We start from the raw sequence: 14,254 nt of genomic DNA, 5'->3' as shown, positions 1-14,254 counted from the left end.
TAACTGGCGGTATTCCGCGGCGTTCAGGATTTTCATATTAATTGATCGCGCAAGTTCACTTGGCGCGAGACCAAGCGCGATTTGAATTTGCAAATTGAGCCAAACGAAAAAACGCAACAAAAACAATTGTCGTGCAAGATCAAGGTCGGAACAGAATCCATTTTTCGGAAACCGCTTCCGACCTTGACAACATTCTCGATTTTCTGCGGTTATCTGGTTTTTTGAGCCAGAAATATGCACTTTGAGGTAGGAACTATGAAACCCTATACGTTTGCCCTTTAAATTCGGTTTTCAAGGCATGAGAGAAGCTCTTCAAAGCTTCCTCTCCATCCGCCGTTTTGAGCAGGCAAACGGGTTGTCGGTTGAGGTCACTTGGACAATCTGAGAGCGCACGCTGTTACGCAGCCTCCCAGACCTGGTTGAGAATTCTAGCTGCGATCTCAGCCTTGTCCTGTGGCAGAAATCGTCCGTAGTGTTTGGCCACCATATCCGGAGTGTCCTGGATGGCATAACTGGCTTGCTCATATGATCCAGTCTGCTTGAGGATATGCGTCGCCAATACGTCTCGTACGTTATGTGGACCGTGCGGCAGCAAGCCCTCAATGGCACCACGTCCTGTCCATGGGTTATATATCCCGTACCGCGGAATTGCGGCTCGCCAAGCCTCGAAGAAGGTGGTCTGTGAATAGGCGGCATTGGTGCTGGTTATCTTGGCCGTCTTGACGAAGAATGTACCCGGATCTGCTGCAGGGCCAATTAGACGACATCTGTGTCGATCGATCCAGGCATCAATGAGCTCGTAGAGTCTTCCCAGATCAGGCAGGATCAAGCGGAAAGGTTTCGACCCAAAAAAGGAAGAGTTTGCGTTCTTGAAGGCAACCGATGGGATGAGAATCTCCCAACCTTTTTCGCGAGTGCTCCAGCGCAGTTCGCCTCGCTTCAGGTCTTCCAATTTCCGTTCTGGTGTCGGCAAGTCGCCAGGTCGGCAGAGAAGCAGTTCTCGCAGGTTCTTCTGGCGCAATCCCGTATGGAGGCCGATACGAAGAAGCAGAAATGAACGGGTTGCCTCGGCTGCTGCGCGCGGTTGACGCTTTTCATCAGGCATGCGGAGCAAGATTTCCTCGGTAATCTTGCGATATTCGCCAACTGGGCTCGCGGCTTCTAGGACAGGCATGATCGGCTCAAATGGATCCCGATGGATTTTCGCGACGCGTTCAATCTCCTTTTTGCGGCGAAGCGCGTGCTTAAACATTGTGTCGCAGAAGCCTGGCCAATCGTCTTGTGCCGCTATGATATCCTGTTGAGAGATCAAACCTTCGATTTCTGAAGGTTGGCAGCTATTTTTGGTGACTGACGCAACCATCCAGTCTCCTCTCGGCACAGCGCGGCAGCAATTACCAGCATATCGATCTCCCAGCGGGTATAGAAGCCGCGGCGGCGCTCTCGCCATTGCAAGTACCAATCCCAAACTTGAGGGAAGACCATCATTGCGAAGGTCAGAGTTTCAGGTTTTGCACCAAAGCCTTGGACTTCACCTTCAGAGGGGGCGGTGAAAGCGCCGAACCATAAGCCGAAGTGTTCGACTTTCTGAGAGGCGGTCTCGGCCCCCCAAACACCATTGCGTTGTTGGCCGAATGCCGCAAAAGTTGATGTCTTGAAGCGGAGGATCTCCTCCATTTCATCGTTCAATCGCTTTGGGGCAGCCACGACCCCGCCGGGTGCTGTTGAGCGAGAACCCGAGTTTTTTCGCTGTGGGCCAGCATCGCAATTGAAGCGTACAGCGTAGCGTTGGCGCGTGGCAGCTGCCTGATATCGGCGATATTCGGTCGACCCACTTATGATGACGTTGCGAACCCAGGAGATAATCTCGGCCTTTTCTCTGTCTTTGATCGTCGTCGAAAATCGTCCGGCAGATGCCAGACCAGGCGCCGCCGTTCCGCGGCAGTCATATCGTCCAATTCGCAGCTTCCGCTGCTTCGTCCAGCAACTGCGGGAACACTGGAGAAATATCCTGCTGGTAGCCGATATCGACGTTCGATGCGGCCAAGAATATCAAGGCATATCGGTGCTGCCGGCGCGGTTTTCCTACGGCCCCACCCTAGAAAAGTACTGCGCTTGATGCCGTCGTCATTGCCGACCACAGCATTGTACAGGTGATAGATCGACTCCCCGTGTCGTTTGGAATGCAAACGAAGAGCTGCTCCAAAGTCTGATGGCTGATCCCATTTCGATTGCAATGGATCTGGAAACTCGACAACCGGTCGATGTTGTTTGCCTCGCCGCTTGCGATCTTCGGGAAGACGTTCCGAAGAACGTTCGGGCACCTGTTCATCGGGACGAGCTTCTTGCGGTCGCGATGCTCGGCGCCCCATTGTATCGGGATGCATCGAAGTATCAGCAATCGATCTCGAAACAGCGTCAAATATGGGCTGGAGATTTGACCTTTCTGTCGCAAGTCGATGAGCGTCCAGTCCCAAGTCATCCGCCAACGCATGTATGTCGAGGCGGCTACCTTTGTATGTTGGGTATTCGCAGCGTTCCAATAGAGCCATCAGATGGCGCTGCAAACTTTCGACTTCGTGCGAAGAAAAGAATGGCTGCAGGCGTTTCTCGCAATAAGCTGCGATCATCCGTGGGGTTAGGGCGGATCTTCTTGATTTCATAGAATAACTTCCAGAGACTGAGCACGCTCGGCCTACAGGGAGTCGTTTGACGAAAAAAGGGGTGGAAGCGACACCGCTGTGCATAACGACCGGTTTGCTTGCAAGTTTCCGGGGCTTTACCAGCAGTCTCGTTTCAGAGGCTTCGATCTCAACCCAACTCATTGATCTTTCGAAGCAATGAAGGGGCGTGATATACCACTCTTCCATCAGAACTCGTGCGCGGTCGCCATTTGCGGGCGTGAACTCTGGGCTTTCGTTTACGCAAAGTTAGAGGGGGTATATGTGGAGCACTAACCTGGCAACGCTCTAAGCTCTAACATCACCGCCATTTCTGAAAAGTCTGTCGAGCTGATAAAAACAATATCTTAGAGGTGTTATAAGGTGCATCTGCGTCAGTTTTGTCGTATTGGTTGAAAAGTGTGTTCTTTGGTTGTATACTCACCTTATTAACTCTTGTGAGATTGTTGGAGTGAGTTATGATCAAGAAACCACTTTGCATTATTCTGTGTGTTGCTTTCCTTCAGGGTTCAATGGGTTTCATTACTTCGGCAAGTGCAGGTCCATGTAATCCTGCTGTTCAGACGTGCTAAAGTCGGTTCGGTCAGGCTACATTCAAAGAAAAGGGCGTGCAGACCACGAAGCAGATTCATTTCGATCGAAGCCACTATTCTTTTTTCGGCGATCTTTTTGGCTTGGTAGGAAGGAGTCTTTGGCTCAAGAGCTGACGTCTGCATTCATCAAGTCTGCGTTGATTGCAACTATAGCCTTTTTCGTCTTGGAGTACTCGAAAAGTTTAGTTGAGCTGTATGACAAGCGTCGCGCGCTGGTCAATTTCCAGAACCGAATTGTGCAGGATGCTATTGCCGGGCTGCAGACCGAATATACGGAAAACTTTCAATGCGTGGCTTCTGTGGCCCGATTTGAAAACGAAGATTGCGCAACGTTCTTGAAGGAATTTCGGGTTGATCTGGATGTCCAGGCAAACCTGGTTCAAGGCATTTTGGGTAAGGAATTGATCGCCTTAAATGCGCTTTCTGCAGGAATTGATAATCTGGTTGAGCTTCATAAGACCAATTTAACTCAAAAGGAATTAGAAAAACACGCTTCATCAGTTAAGGAATCCTTGAAAACTTCTATAGAAAGTCTTTCTCAGGAGATTCGATAATGAGAGTTTTTTTTGCTTTGTTCGTGTTGATTATTGTCACGGGATATAACTCAAAGGCGAAGTCTCTGGACGACGAAAATGTCCCAGCCGGACGTTGGGTCAGGGAAGGAACATATGCGCTCTCAGGATTTGCCGCTAACCCAGACAGAGCGCGAACTTATAAAGGCTCTGGCAACGAGCGTGCTCGCTTGTTGTCCTATCTGCCAGCAATGACAATCGTTTTTCCGGACTTCATAAGGTTGAGTGCGGGTTACTCTGTCCCGGATGGTTATGTCGCTGGCATTACTCAGACTGGAACTCCTGTGGTCGTTCTGGGCTCGGAACTGTCTAAGCAGAAGTTTGGGACATATGATACGCATGATGTGGTCATACACCGTAAACACCATGCCTGCACGAAGCCGTACTGCAAATTTGAAACCGAAGCTCGCCCAGTTGCCGAAGGGTCGTCGTACAAGATTGAGGCTGCAAACGACGAACTTGTCCATCTGACACATCCCCAGGATGAGAAAGATTACTACTACAGAACTGAGTATTTTAATACGCTTGAGCGACGCGGTATTTTGACGCAAATGAAGGGGCGAATTGTTCCTCGCTGGGATATTCGCGAGGGGTACGCAAAGGAGCTATCGCTGGGATGTGGTGGAGAGCATCCGACTGGAACGACTTTTACTGTCGATCGGCAGGCTTACGGACGGAGTCCTGCTACTTGGGACCAGAATGCGACTCAATGGTCTGTCAAGGCCGCTCACCTGTTCGTTGGTAGTCATTTCGAGGAAGTGGAGGGGGTCTCTTCAGTTGAGATTAGCTCGAGAATACATGATGTTACCAAGGCTGTGGGCGAGCAAAATGACAGCTATCAGTCGGCCATAGATTTCACTGTTTTTGCTTATCGTGATCGCAACGACCCCAGTAGCGACTATCAGTATGCCGTTTTGATATCCATAGTGGCATGCACTCGCTCGATCTATGGAGATGCTGAGCCGAGCTACATTCGACAGGCGCATTTGTTCTTTGAGAACAACCGATACATATTGCCGCAACAGCTTTCCAATCAGGGAAAGATAGAATTGTCTATGCAGATCCCAAGATCGTTTATGTACAGTTTAAATTCTCCCGAGCAATATGAAGAACTGTTTAGTCGATTGGCAAAAACGTTAAGCGTAGAGTATTCAGACGTTGCAGCTAATTTGGTCGCCGTTGTTATTGCGCGATTAAATGCCACATGTGACGATGCGCGGCGTTCAAGTTGCAAGAGAATAGTCGAAAAAGAAGTTAGCCCATAGTGAATGTTTAAACATTAGTGCATGTAATATTTGTAAATTTATTTCATTAATGCATTAATTGTGTGTGAGAATATCTGTGTATTCGCTTTTGTTTATACTTATTTTGATGGTGGAAATCACTTTTCGGTCTAATTTTTTGAAGATTGATTAATCACGAATCAAGAAATTGAATTAAGATATCGTGTAGATTAATTCATTCGCGTGAATAGAAGGTGGTGTGTGAAGCCCTCGCGCGCATCTTTATAGATTATTTTTCTGGTTTTATGGGTAAATTTAAGTCATTTTGAGCGCCTTATTTGATTTTTTCTGAACAAGTCGCCCTAGTTTTCTGAACGGAGGTCATTATGCCAGTAGCTATTGCGCCAATCGTTGCAGTGGCAGCATCGATTGTTCCAGGTATCATTGATGTACTTCTTTCGGAGAAGGATAAGAAAAAATCTGAACAAATATCAGAGAGTATCGCGAACACAATAAATGCGGTGGTTGGAACTACCGATCCGGAGGAGGTTCGCAAAAGAGTTTCTGAAAATGCGGCAATGTCTGATGAACTGCGAATTGAACTAAAGAAAATTGAGGCTGAGGAGAAATACAAACTCAGGCAACAGGAAATAGAACTCAAAAAGCTTGAGCAGGAGGATTTAGAAAAACGACAATTGCATGAAATAACGCTGATCAATACAAAAATTGAGGAAGTCGACAAGACGCGTCAGCACGAGTTTGAAGAATTCAAGGCGAGACTCGGGGATGTTCAGGACGCGAGACAATCATTCCGGGACTTAGTGAAAACTGGAAATGCCATAGCTTGGGCGCCTGTAATCGTCTCAGCTATAATTGTCTTTGGGTTTTTCATTACAATATTAGTCCTTCTATCAAATACTTACGATCCTTCTGAGAATGATCAGGTTTCCCAGATTGTAAATATCGTAATTGGAGCGCTGACCGCCGCATTTGCTACGGTGGTAAGCTTTTGGTTGGGTTCTTCTCAAGGATCACGTCAAAAGGATGTCGTAAATTTTGAGATGCAAACTCAGCAGAACAAGTTGCTCAGAGAGACGCAAAAGTATCAAGCCGATACCAGAGGCACGGGTATTAGCGAGAAATCTTCAACGACGATTATTAACAAGCAAAGAACTGCATATGCTGATGAGAGCAATTTTTCCAAATGTGTCGATCTCGTTCTTCAATACGAAGGCGGCTATGTGAAACATCCAAAAGACCCAGGCGGTGCAACAAACTTAGGCATCACGATACATACACTCCAGAATTGGCGGAACGATGACGTCACCGACCAAGACGTCAAAGATCTAACTACCCTGGAAGCGAAGCAAATTTATCAAGCAAACTATTGGAACGCCTTGAAATGCGATCAACTTCCACTTGGTGTTGATTTGGTGGTGTTTGATTTCGGTGTAAATGCCGGCCCAGGAAGATCCGCCAAGATTTTGCAAAAAGTTATTGGTGTTGGGCAAGACGGTATTATCGGACCAATAAGCCTCAAAGCGCTCGAAGTGGTTTCTCCCGAGCATATCGTGCGCCGCTTTAGCCAATTGCGGATGGACTATTATCGAAGTCTAAAGAATTGGGACACCTTCGGTGCCGGTTGGCAATCCCGCACCCGTAAGACCGAAGCTGAGGCTCTAAAGATGGTCAACTCTCGTACGTCATGATTGGTAATCTCGATGTGAAGTCTAAATTGCTTTGCTCATAACCTTTGAAGTGCTCTCCGTCTTTGGATCGCCCCGGGCCGGAGTTTCCGGGGGTGTCGGCTCAGAGGGCGGAAACCTCCGATGAGCCTTTCATGAGCGATATCGGCGGTTTGTTACCGATGGCGATATGGGGACGGACGGTGCTGTAGTCTTTACGCCATTCCTCCATTTTTGAACGGGCGTCCTCAAACGTCAGGAACCAGTGCGCGTTGAGACACTCTGTTCTGAACTTGCCGTTGAACGACTCGATGAAGGCGTACGGCCGGGAGAAGTCCAGCTCAACATCTCTCTGATAGGCCAACAGGTCCAGATCGCGGGAGATGAACTCCGATCCCTGGTCGACCCTGATCGTCTTCGGGTAGCCGACGAACCGGCACGCTTGTTCCAGCGTCGCCACGACATCCTCACCGCGATAGCTGAAGCGCGGATTGACCACCGGCGAGAAGCGCGAGAAGGTATCGACGACTTTCAGTACGCGGATCTTGCGGCCTGTGGCGAGCTGATCATGAACGAAGTCCATCGCCCAGACGTCATCGGCATGCACGGCCTCTGCCCGGTCCTCGCGCAGCTTCGCCTTTACCCGCCGCTTCGGCGTCTTGTTGCGGATCTGAAGGCCCAACTCCTTGTAGAGGCGATAGGTCTGCTTGGCGTTCACGGGCCACCCCTCCCGGCGTAGCAGCACATGGACACGCCGGTAGCCGTATCGCACCCGCGTTGCCGCGATCTCCTTGATCCGGGCCTCAACGCTGCCTGATCGCCCCGCTTCGACTTGTAGTGATAGAGTGAGGTGTCGATCCGCAGGCACGAACAGGCACGGCGGATGGATACCTTCCAGTCCTCACGGACCTCATCGACAAGACGGCGGCGGCGAACAGGCTTCAAAGCTTTTTTGACAGCACGTCCTGCAACATGGCCTTGTCAAGCGTCAGGTCGGCAACGATCTTCTTCAGCCTGTTGTTCTCGTCCTCGAGCTGTCGCATCCGCTTCACCTCGGACGGCGTCATGCCACCATAGCGCTTGCGCCAATTATAGAACGTCGCGTCGCTGATGCCGGCCTTGCGGCACACTTCCAAGACCGGGGTGCCTTCATCCGCCTGGCGCAGGATGAAGGCCATCTGCGCTTCGGAAAACTTCGACTTCTTCATGGAACTCTCCATCTCCCGTCAACGGGATCATAATTGGAAAATTCCAGCTCAGAACGAACCGAATTGTGGGAGGCACGTCAGTGTTGAAGTGCTCCAGGCATCGTTCAAACGGTTCCTGGCGGCAAAGTTACGATAACTGGGAATTATGGGAAGCAGGTCAATTATGTCAGAAATGACAATAGGCTCGGTACCTACACCTCTCTCTATATCAGTGAATAATCGCTTTCTAACTTTACTTCTGAAGCCTAAAAGCAGAAATGTGTTGGTAGTTGCGCCAATTATGTTGCAAGGCGACAGCACAAGTTCGCTTATGTTTGTCTTGTCCAAGATGGTATAGATATTAGAAAGAAATGCATTCGATTGCGGTTCTAGTTCGCGTATAGACACAATGAGTTGCGCCATTTGACTGGGAAACTTGATCCAATATTAGATATATTTAAATACTTTGAGGAAAAGTCTAGTGGTTTCGCTGCGTTGCCTAATTACACCTCAAGGGGATTTAGTGCACCAGAACAAGAACTAATAGAGTTATATCAAATGGGAGGACTCCAGGTTGACATTCAGGCGCATAGAGATGGAGAAAAACCTTCGCAGAATCTTGAAAAATTGATTGGTTTGGCCAAAAAATTTTCCGATTCTTCAAATCTAGTCGTCTATCGTGGAATTTCGGTTGACGAGGTTCCCATCAAGGGAAGTGTGCTATCATTAAAGGGGATTAGCGGCTGGTCACTCTACCCTAATGTTGCGCTCGGATTGGCAAAGGTGCAGCTTGGTCAGCATAAACTGGTTATGCGCGAAAAATGTCAATTGTCGGAACAAGGATTGTTCATAGACGAATGGGAACAAGAGATCATTCGACTTGATCTGACAAAGTCCGTGACACGCATTACGAAAGGTACGAGAAGCACACCCCTAGGTGACGAGAGCGTTTACGTTCTGGACTTGGCTTGAGGTTTATCATGACTGCATTGAGTCGATCGACGAAAACAAAACTACCGAGCAAAAGCAGTGTTACTAGCCATGCTTATTTTGATGCGACCACAGAAAAACTTGCGCGAATAGATCGCGTATTCAAACCGTTTATCAAAGACTCAGTTCGTTTGCATGCGAAACTCCCAGATGGAAGAGATACCTACCATTTGCCGAGCCAAATCCCTGAAGTGCGCTCAATGGTTGAAATGGGACTTAGGAAAAACGCAAGTATCTTGACGGACCTTGTCAGTGCGTTGTGTCGGCCTTTCAATAAAACTTCGGTGATTGAGCGACTGGGAAAAATCGAAGACGAAGTAAAAGCTCAAGAAAGGGATTTTTATAGACAAGCAAATTTGGACGAAGGGTCTGTGGAAGTTCAGGTCGCGATTTTAACTGAGCGCATTAACAGCCTGACTAAGCATTTCAAAGACGTTCGAAATGACAACCAATCCCGACGAGGTTTGCTGAAGATGGTTGCGCAGCGACGTTCGCTTTTGGACTATACACGCGGCAAAAGCGAAGAGCGATATTTAGATTTGATAAAGCGACTTGGCATTAGGCGGTAGCTGGTTGCTTTGGGATGCAGACGGCGGCGACTAAACTAGTTGATCAGTTCGTGAGAGCTTGGTGTTTTTGATTGGCCCGCGGGTCACCTGAGACCTGGATGCGCTCATCGGTCTACATAGGTAGCAGGTCGTCGTGGTCTCAGGTAACTGAGCCCAACCTCGTAACATGGCAATTCTCAAACAGTTTCAGGAGGTTGGTAGTTAGGAGTAATAGATCCCAACCCGACTATTTGTAAGAAACCTGTGTCTCAGGTCATGCGAGTATCGCCACTACGGAGATCTATACCATGGTTCTGATAGTTCACTGATCGCCGCGATTGATTGTGCAGATACACTGGTTCAGGTGTAATCGTCCGGTGACGCTCCCTTTTCGATTTTGGGTCTTCGGTTGAAGTTACGGAATTAGATACGTCATTAATTCCGTAGCGAAGGTGATCGATGGGTCGGGTTGAGATTTTGACGGGCCGGGAGCGGCGGCGCATTTGGTCGGATGATCAGAAGCTTGCCATTCTTGAGGAGGTTGCGACAATCGGTCTGACGGTTGCGGATGTGGCGCGGCGACATGATGTTCTGCCACAGCAGATTTACGCCTGGCGCCGGAAATTTGCTGAAGACCGGGGCAAGCTTTTGCAGGAACCGTGTTTTCTGCCTGTGACACTGGTGGAGAGCGAGTCAGCGACACCTGGTAAGGCATCAGAAGAAGAGGCCGTGCGGAAATCGGCTCCGAAGAAGGCTGCGCAGATCGGGCGGATCGAGATCCGCTGCAAGGGCGGCCGGGTTCTGAAGGTGGATGCCGGGATGGACCCTTTGATGCTGCAAGGACTGATCCGTTCGGTGGAAGAGGCATGATTGCGCCCGGATCGAACGTGCGAGTGTATCTGGCCTGCGGGGCGACAGACATGCGGAAGGGGATTTCCGGTCTGTCTGTGCTCGTCCAGGAGGTTCTGCGTCAAAAGCCAGCGTCCGGCGCGGTGTTCGCCTTCCGGGGGCGGCGCGGCGATCGGGTCAAACTGCTTTATTGGGATGGGCAGGGCTTTTGTCTTTATTACAAGGTTCTGGAACGTGGCCGCTTTCCTTGGCCGTCGGTTACCGATGGCGTTGCGCGGTTGACGGCAGCGCAACTGGCGATGTTGTGGGAAGGCATTGACTGGCGGCGCCCGGCCTGGACGGCCCCACCGATGCGGGCCGGATAAAGCCAGCTTTTCAATGAGGATAAGGTTGGCTGAACTCAAGCAAATCAGCTAAGAAATTGGGCATGAGTTCCGCTGTTGCCAGCCTTCCCGACGACATTGATGCCTTGCGTGCGCTGTGTGCCCGGCAGGCTGAGGAATTGGCCAGACAGAGCGGGCAACTTCAGGCGCGCGACAGTCTGATCGACAGGCTGAAAGAGCAACTGGCGGTTTTGCGCCGGGCACGCTTTGGCAAGTCTTCGGAGAAGATCGAGCGCGACATCGCGCAGTTGGAACTGGCACTGGAGGAGATCGAGGCGGCGGAAGCGGAAGCGCCGCTGGCGGCTACGCCCGGTCGCGTCGAAGCTCCGAAGATCAAACCTGCGCGTCAGCCGCTGCCGGACCATCTACCGCGTCACGAGATCGTCCACGACCTGGGTGAGCGTTCCTGTCCATGCTGTGGCGGGTGTGAGTTCCTCAAAAGCGGCGTGGGCATCACCGAAGTGTTGGACTACGTCCCCGCGTCCTTCCGTGTTGTGCGTCATGTCCAGCCACGCTTTGTGTGCAAGGGTTGCGACGCCGAGGTCACCGCGGCAATGCCGTCGTTGCCGATTGAGCGCGGCAAGCCCGGCCCGGGCCTGGTTGCGCATGTGCTGACAGCCAAATATTGCGATCACCTGCCGCTCTATCGCCAGTCAGAGATTTACGCCCGCGAGGGCGTTGAGCTTGCCCGCTCAACCATGGCGGATTGGGTTGGTAGAGCGAATTCGCTGATGGCACCGTTGATCGAGGCTCTGCGCGGTCATGTTTTTGCCGGTGATCGTTTGCATGGGGACGATACACCGGTTCCGGTGCTGGCGCCCGGCAAGGGCAAGACGAAGACCGGTAGATTGTGGACCTATGTCCGCGAGGGCCGGCCGTATGGATCCGAAACGCCGCCGGCAGTCTGTAACTTCTACAGTCCGGACCGGAGGGGCGAACATCCTCAAGCCCATTTGAAGGACTTCCAGGGCATTCTTCATGCCGATGGCTACGCCGGGTTCAAGGAGCTCTATGAGGCGAAGCCGCCGAAGGTTCTCGAAGCGGCCTGCATGGCGCATGTCCGGCGAAAGTTCTTCGATCTGACGGGAAATGGGCCAGCGCCGATTGCCGAGGAAGCCTTGCAACGCATCGGCGCTCTCTATGATATCGAAAAGGCCATTCGGGGATCACCACCTGATGAGCGGCTGAAACTCCGTCAGACCAAGAGCAAACCGATGTTTGAGGCTCTACAGAAATGGCTGAAGACGCGCCTTGCCGAAGTGTCCGGGAAGTCCGGCACAGCGGAGGCAATCCGCTATGCCCTGAACCGCAGGCAGGCCCTCGGGCGGTTCCTTGAGGACGGCACCATCGAGATCGACAACAATGCGGCTGAGCGTTCCATCCGCCCGATTGCTCTTGGGCGCAAGAACTGGCTGTTCGCCGGATCGGACAAGGGCGGGGACCGGGCCGCCGGCATCCTGTCGCTGATCGAGACCGCCAAGCTTAACGGGTTCGATCCGGAAGCCTATTTGCGGGACGTGCTGACCCGCATCGCCGATCATCCCATCAACCAAATTGGTGATCTGTTACCGTGGAAAATAAGAGAGACGACAAGTGATGTCAGAGATCCCAGCCTTGGGTCTCCGGCAGGCAACCCTTAGTCTTGTCGAACACGACCCCAGATGGGCTGACCTATACGAATCCGAGGTCACGCTAATCGCTGAAGCATTGCCTGGTGTGGCATTTGAAATTGACCATATCGGAAGTACCGCCGTGCCGGGTCTGTCTGCCAAACCCATTCTGGACATCGCGGTACGTTCAACCAATGAGACCCAAATAGCCGCTGCACTCACCGGCTTAGGTTATATTGATCGCGGCATTCGAAGTGGTCGTCTCTTCATACGCCTGCGCGACGGCGATGTAAGAACCCACAACCTCCATCTATATCCTCCAAACGATACAGATTGCCTTGATCAGATCGCATTCCGCGACGCGCTGCGCGCTGACCAGAAACTCCGAGAGCAGTACACCGAACTCAAGCAAAGCCTCGTTGAAAGTCTGGGAGATGCTGGGCGTGGTCAATATGCGGCCCGAAAAACAAACTTCATCAAATCCGTTATCCAAAGCCAAAAGTTGAAGAAACGCGCCCAAACCGGACGCTTACGTTCAGATGGATCCATAGTTCGGATGACTCAGAATTATCGGATTTCCTGAGTTAGCACCAAAGGCGCAAGAATGCCTGAGAACCCAGCTATCAAGCCTGATTTTTTCCGATTCCTGGTGCGACGGTCGTGGCCTTGAGGGATTTTCTGAGGCGAGCTTCTAGCCAGGGAATTAGGCTAAGCAATTCTTCAGTGTCCGACGGGTTATCAGCTCGCTCAATCAGGGCGTTGTATGCGCTGGATTGTTGGTCCAATAGCGCGTCGGCTGGAAGTTTTACGCCTTCGTCTCGGTGCACTTTGATGACCAGGCGGCCGACTTGCTTGAAAAGCGCTTGATCGATTTTCCTGATTATTGAGCCGCTCTGCGGTTTCAACGGTTCGCTGAATATTTCGCCTTCACCTGTTAGAAGCCACGAAACGTTCACGCCGAAGTTTGAGCCATAGGCGGCTACAACGGATGCGGAAGGCTCTCTTTCGCCGCGTTCATACCGCGCAAGGCTATTGGCGCTCATGCCTAGCTTTTTTGCAAATGCGTCACGTTCAAGATCACCAACTGAACGCCTTATCTCACGCAGTCGCATAGCTAGAGGCGTTTGCGGCTCGCTTTCAGGTCTCGCCAAGGCATCACCTATAAATACCCAAATGGGCGTTTACAAAAACACCGAACGGGTATAAACCTATCTTATCGGCTCGAACCTTCGCGCCGAGTTGTCACAACAAATCCCAAGAAAACGGCCTGCTGCAACACGCCGCTTTCAGCTTAAGAGAGGCACCTCATGGCAAAGCCGGATCAGGTTCCCCCGAACGGATGGGACAAGCATTCCATCAAGGCCGAGCTTCATCGCCAGGGTATGACCCTGGCAAAGCTGGCCGAGCTGGCCAGGATGACCCCGAATAGCTTTTCCCACGTGTGGACCCGTCCAGTGCGCAAGGCTGAAGCGTCGATTTCAGAATTTCTGGAAACGCCGCTGAAAGACCTGTGGCCTGATCGGTATCCCATTAGGACCGCTCGAATCCTTTCTAGCAAATACGAGAACTTGCGCGCTAGCCAGAAAGGGCAGGCGGCGCCGGACAAGAAAGCGGCCTGAGCTTGGGCTCGATGTCCAAGATCGACCAATCGACGGGCACAGAAAGCCGCCGCACTCCTGACATCCTTCTTCTACGCCACCTTGCCGGGCGGTCCATGAGGCCGCGGAGGCGCCTGCGCCCGGTTTCTATTCTCAGCAATTTTAGAGGTCTGACGTGAGCGCGTATCAGTCCATCAAAATCTCCTTGATCGATATCCCGGAAGGACGGCTTCGGAACGTGGACTCGGATTGGGCCGACTGCCTTTCCGGTATGTTCGATGAGGTCGGCCAGAAGACGCCTATCGACGTTGTTGCGAACGGCAAACGCTTTTTGC

14 protein-coding genes and 1 pseudogene are annotated in these 14,254 nt (G+C 51.4%); 10 read left to right on the top strand and 5 right to left on the bottom strand.

Going from position 1 to position 14,254, the window contains the following annotated elements:
- Window positions 1–397: 397 nt before the first annotated feature.
- The 3 genes from SIAM614_RS33485 to SIAM614_RS33475 all read right to left on the bottom strand — a co-directional run bounded on the left by SIAM614_RS33485 (window position 398) and on the right by SIAM614_RS33475 (window position 2,663).
- A complete protein-coding gene (locus SIAM614_RS33485) occupies window positions 398–1,363 on the bottom strand; it encodes a hypothetical protein (protein WP_198137422.1) in 966 nt (321 codons plus the stop codon).
- Complete coding sequence (locus SIAM614_RS33480) at window positions 1,309–1,677, bottom strand: hypothetical protein (protein ID WP_198137421.1); 369 nt, start codon at window positions 1,675–1,677, stop codon at window positions 1,309–1,311. Before SIAM614_RS33480 ends, SIAM614_RS33485 begins: the two co-directional genes overlap by 55 nt.
- A gap of 158 nt (window positions 1,678–1,835) precedes the next feature.
- Complete coding sequence (locus SIAM614_RS33475) at window positions 1,836–2,663, bottom strand: hypothetical protein (protein ID WP_198137420.1); 828 nt, start codon at window positions 2,661–2,663, stop codon at window positions 1,836–1,838.
- 709 nt (window positions 2,664–3,372) lie between these two features.
- Between SIAM614_RS33475 and SIAM614_RS28230 the strand changes: the two genes are divergently transcribed.
- The 3 genes from SIAM614_RS28230 (at window position 3,373) to SIAM614_RS30955 (ending at window position 6,778) form a co-directional block, all read left to right on the top strand.
- Window positions 3,373–3,828, top strand: a complete 456-nt coding sequence (locus SIAM614_RS28230; RefSeq protein WP_006939908.1) for a hypothetical protein — start codon at window positions 3,373–3,375, stop codon at window positions 3,826–3,828.
- Complete coding sequence (locus SIAM614_RS28225) at window positions 3,828–5,111, top strand: hypothetical protein (RefSeq protein ID WP_006939907.1); 1,284 nt, start codon at window positions 3,828–3,830, stop codon at window positions 5,109–5,111. The genes SIAM614_RS28230 and SIAM614_RS28225 overlap by 1 nt, the downstream gene beginning before the upstream one ends.
- A 344-nt stretch (window positions 5,112–5,455) precedes the next feature.
- Window positions 5,456–6,778 carry a glycosyl hydrolase 108 family protein gene (locus tag SIAM614_RS30955; protein ID WP_006939905.1) on the top strand — a complete coding sequence of 441 codons (1,323 nt, stop codon included), beginning with the start codon at window positions 5,456–5,458 and terminating at the stop codon, window positions 6,776–6,778.
- 100 nt (window positions 6,779–6,878) lie between these two features.
- On the opposite strand, the pseudogene SIAM614_RS28215 reads toward SIAM614_RS30955, so the two are convergent.
- Window positions 6,879–7,962, bottom strand: a pseudogene (locus tag SIAM614_RS28215) (IS3 family transposase).
- 402 nt (window positions 7,963–8,364) lie between these two features.
- On the opposite strand from SIAM614_RS28215, the gene SIAM614_RS28205 reads away from it, so the two are divergent.
- From SIAM614_RS28205 to SIAM614_RS28180, 6 genes are all read left to right on the top strand, one after another.
- Window positions 8,365–8,913, top strand: coding sequence for a hypothetical protein (locus SIAM614_RS28205; protein ID WP_157140141.1), 549 nt, complete (start codon window positions 8,365–8,367; stop codon window positions 8,911–8,913).
- A gap of 323 nt (window positions 8,914–9,236) precedes the next feature.
- A complete protein-coding gene (gene rpsO, locus SIAM614_RS33625; RefSeq protein ID WP_040441390.1) occupies window positions 9,237–9,500 on the top strand; it encodes a 30S ribosomal protein S15 in 264 nt (87 codons plus the stop codon).
- 438 nt (window positions 9,501–9,938) lie between these two features.
- Complete coding sequence (gene tnpA / locus SIAM614_RS28195; RefSeq protein WP_006939894.1) at window positions 9,939–10,349, top strand: IS66-like element accessory protein TnpA; 411 nt, start codon at window positions 9,939–9,941, stop codon at window positions 10,347–10,349.
- Window positions 10,346–10,693, top strand: coding sequence for an IS66 family insertion sequence element accessory protein TnpB (tnpB, locus tag SIAM614_RS28190; RefSeq protein ID WP_006939891.1), 348 nt, complete (start codon window positions 10,346–10,348; stop codon window positions 10,691–10,693). Before tnpA ends, tnpB begins: the two co-directional genes overlap by 4 nt.
- Before the next feature lie 62 nt (window positions 10,694–10,755).
- A complete protein-coding gene (gene tnpC / locus SIAM614_RS28185) occupies window positions 10,756–12,351 on the top strand; it encodes an IS66 family transposase (protein WP_050789514.1) in 1,596 nt (531 codons plus the stop codon).
- Window positions 12,308–12,904: a GrpB family protein gene (locus SIAM614_RS28180; protein ID WP_050789513.1), complete on the top strand. Its 597-nt coding sequence runs from the start codon at window positions 12,308–12,310 to the stop codon at window positions 12,902–12,904. Before tnpC ends, SIAM614_RS28180 begins: the two co-directional genes overlap by 44 nt.
- Before the next feature lie 40 nt (window positions 12,905–12,944).
- On the opposite strand, the gene SIAM614_RS28175 is transcribed toward SIAM614_RS28180, so the two are convergent.
- Window positions 12,945–13,433 (bottom strand): helix-turn-helix domain-containing protein, encoded by a 489-nt coding sequence (locus SIAM614_RS28175; protein ID WP_081455378.1) that lies wholly within the window; start codon window positions 13,431–13,433, stop codon window positions 12,945–12,947.
- Between the two features lie 195 nt (window positions 13,434–13,628).
- Here SIAM614_RS28175 and SIAM614_RS28170 point away from each other — a divergent pair, with 195 nt between their 5' ends.
- On the top strand, window positions 13,629–13,940 hold the full coding sequence (locus tag SIAM614_RS28170) for a helix-turn-helix domain-containing protein (RefSeq protein ID WP_006939883.1): 312 nt from the start codon (window positions 13,629–13,631) through the stop codon (window positions 13,938–13,940).
- Window positions 13,941–14,254 lie beyond the last annotated feature (314 nt).

The sequence above is a fragment of the Roseibium aggregatum IAM 12614 genome, from assembly GCF_000168975.1.
Classification (GTDB): domain Bacteria; phylum Pseudomonadota; class Alphaproteobacteria; order Rhizobiales; family Stappiaceae; genus Roseibium; species Roseibium aggregatum.
Note: the sequence above shows the minus strand (reverse complement) of the source record. Positions and strands in the feature narration are given on the sequence as shown.

Excerpts from the sequence above, each read along its gene's own strand:
- SIAM614_RS33485 (WP_198137422.1), bottom strand. The coding sequence starts at position 1,363 with ATGGTTGCGTCAGTCACCAAAAATAGCTGCCAACCTTCAGAAATCGAA.
- SIAM614_RS33480 (WP_198137421.1), bottom strand. The coding sequence starts at position 1,677 with ATGGAGGAGATCCTCCGCTTCAAGACATCAACTTTTGCGGCATTCGGC.
- SIAM614_RS33475 (WP_198137420.1), bottom strand. The coding sequence starts at position 2,663 with ATGAAATCAAGAAGATCCGCCCTAACCCCACGGATGATCGCAGCTTAT.
- SIAM614_RS28225 (WP_006939907.1), top strand. The coding sequence starts at position 3,828 with ATGAGAGTTTTTTTTGCTTTGTTCGTGTTGATTATTGTCACGGGATAT.
- SIAM614_RS30955 (WP_006939905.1), top strand. The coding sequence starts at position 5,456 with ATGCCAGTAGCTATTGCGCCAATCGTTGCAGTGGCAGCATCGATTGTT.
- tnpA (WP_006939894.1), top strand. The coding sequence starts at position 9,939 with ATGGGTCGGGTTGAGATTTTGACGGGCCGGGAGCGGCGGCGCATTTGG.
- tnpB (WP_006939891.1), top strand. The coding sequence starts at position 10,346 with ATGATTGCGCCCGGATCGAACGTGCGAGTGTATCTGGCCTGCGGGGCG.
- tnpC (WP_050789514.1), top strand. The coding sequence starts at position 10,756 with ATGAGTTCCGCTGTTGCCAGCCTTCCCGACGACATTGATGCCTTGCGT.
- SIAM614_RS28180 (WP_050789513.1), top strand. The coding sequence starts at position 12,308 with ATGTCAGAGATCCCAGCCTTGGGTCTCCGGCAGGCAACCCTTAGTCTT.
- SIAM614_RS28175 (WP_081455378.1), bottom strand. The coding sequence starts at position 13,433 with ATGCGACTGCGTGAGATAAGGCGTTCAGTTGGTGATCTTGAACGTGAC.
- SIAM614_RS28170 (WP_006939883.1), top strand. The coding sequence starts at position 13,629 with ATGGCAAAGCCGGATCAGGTTCCCCCGAACGGATGGGACAAGCATTCC.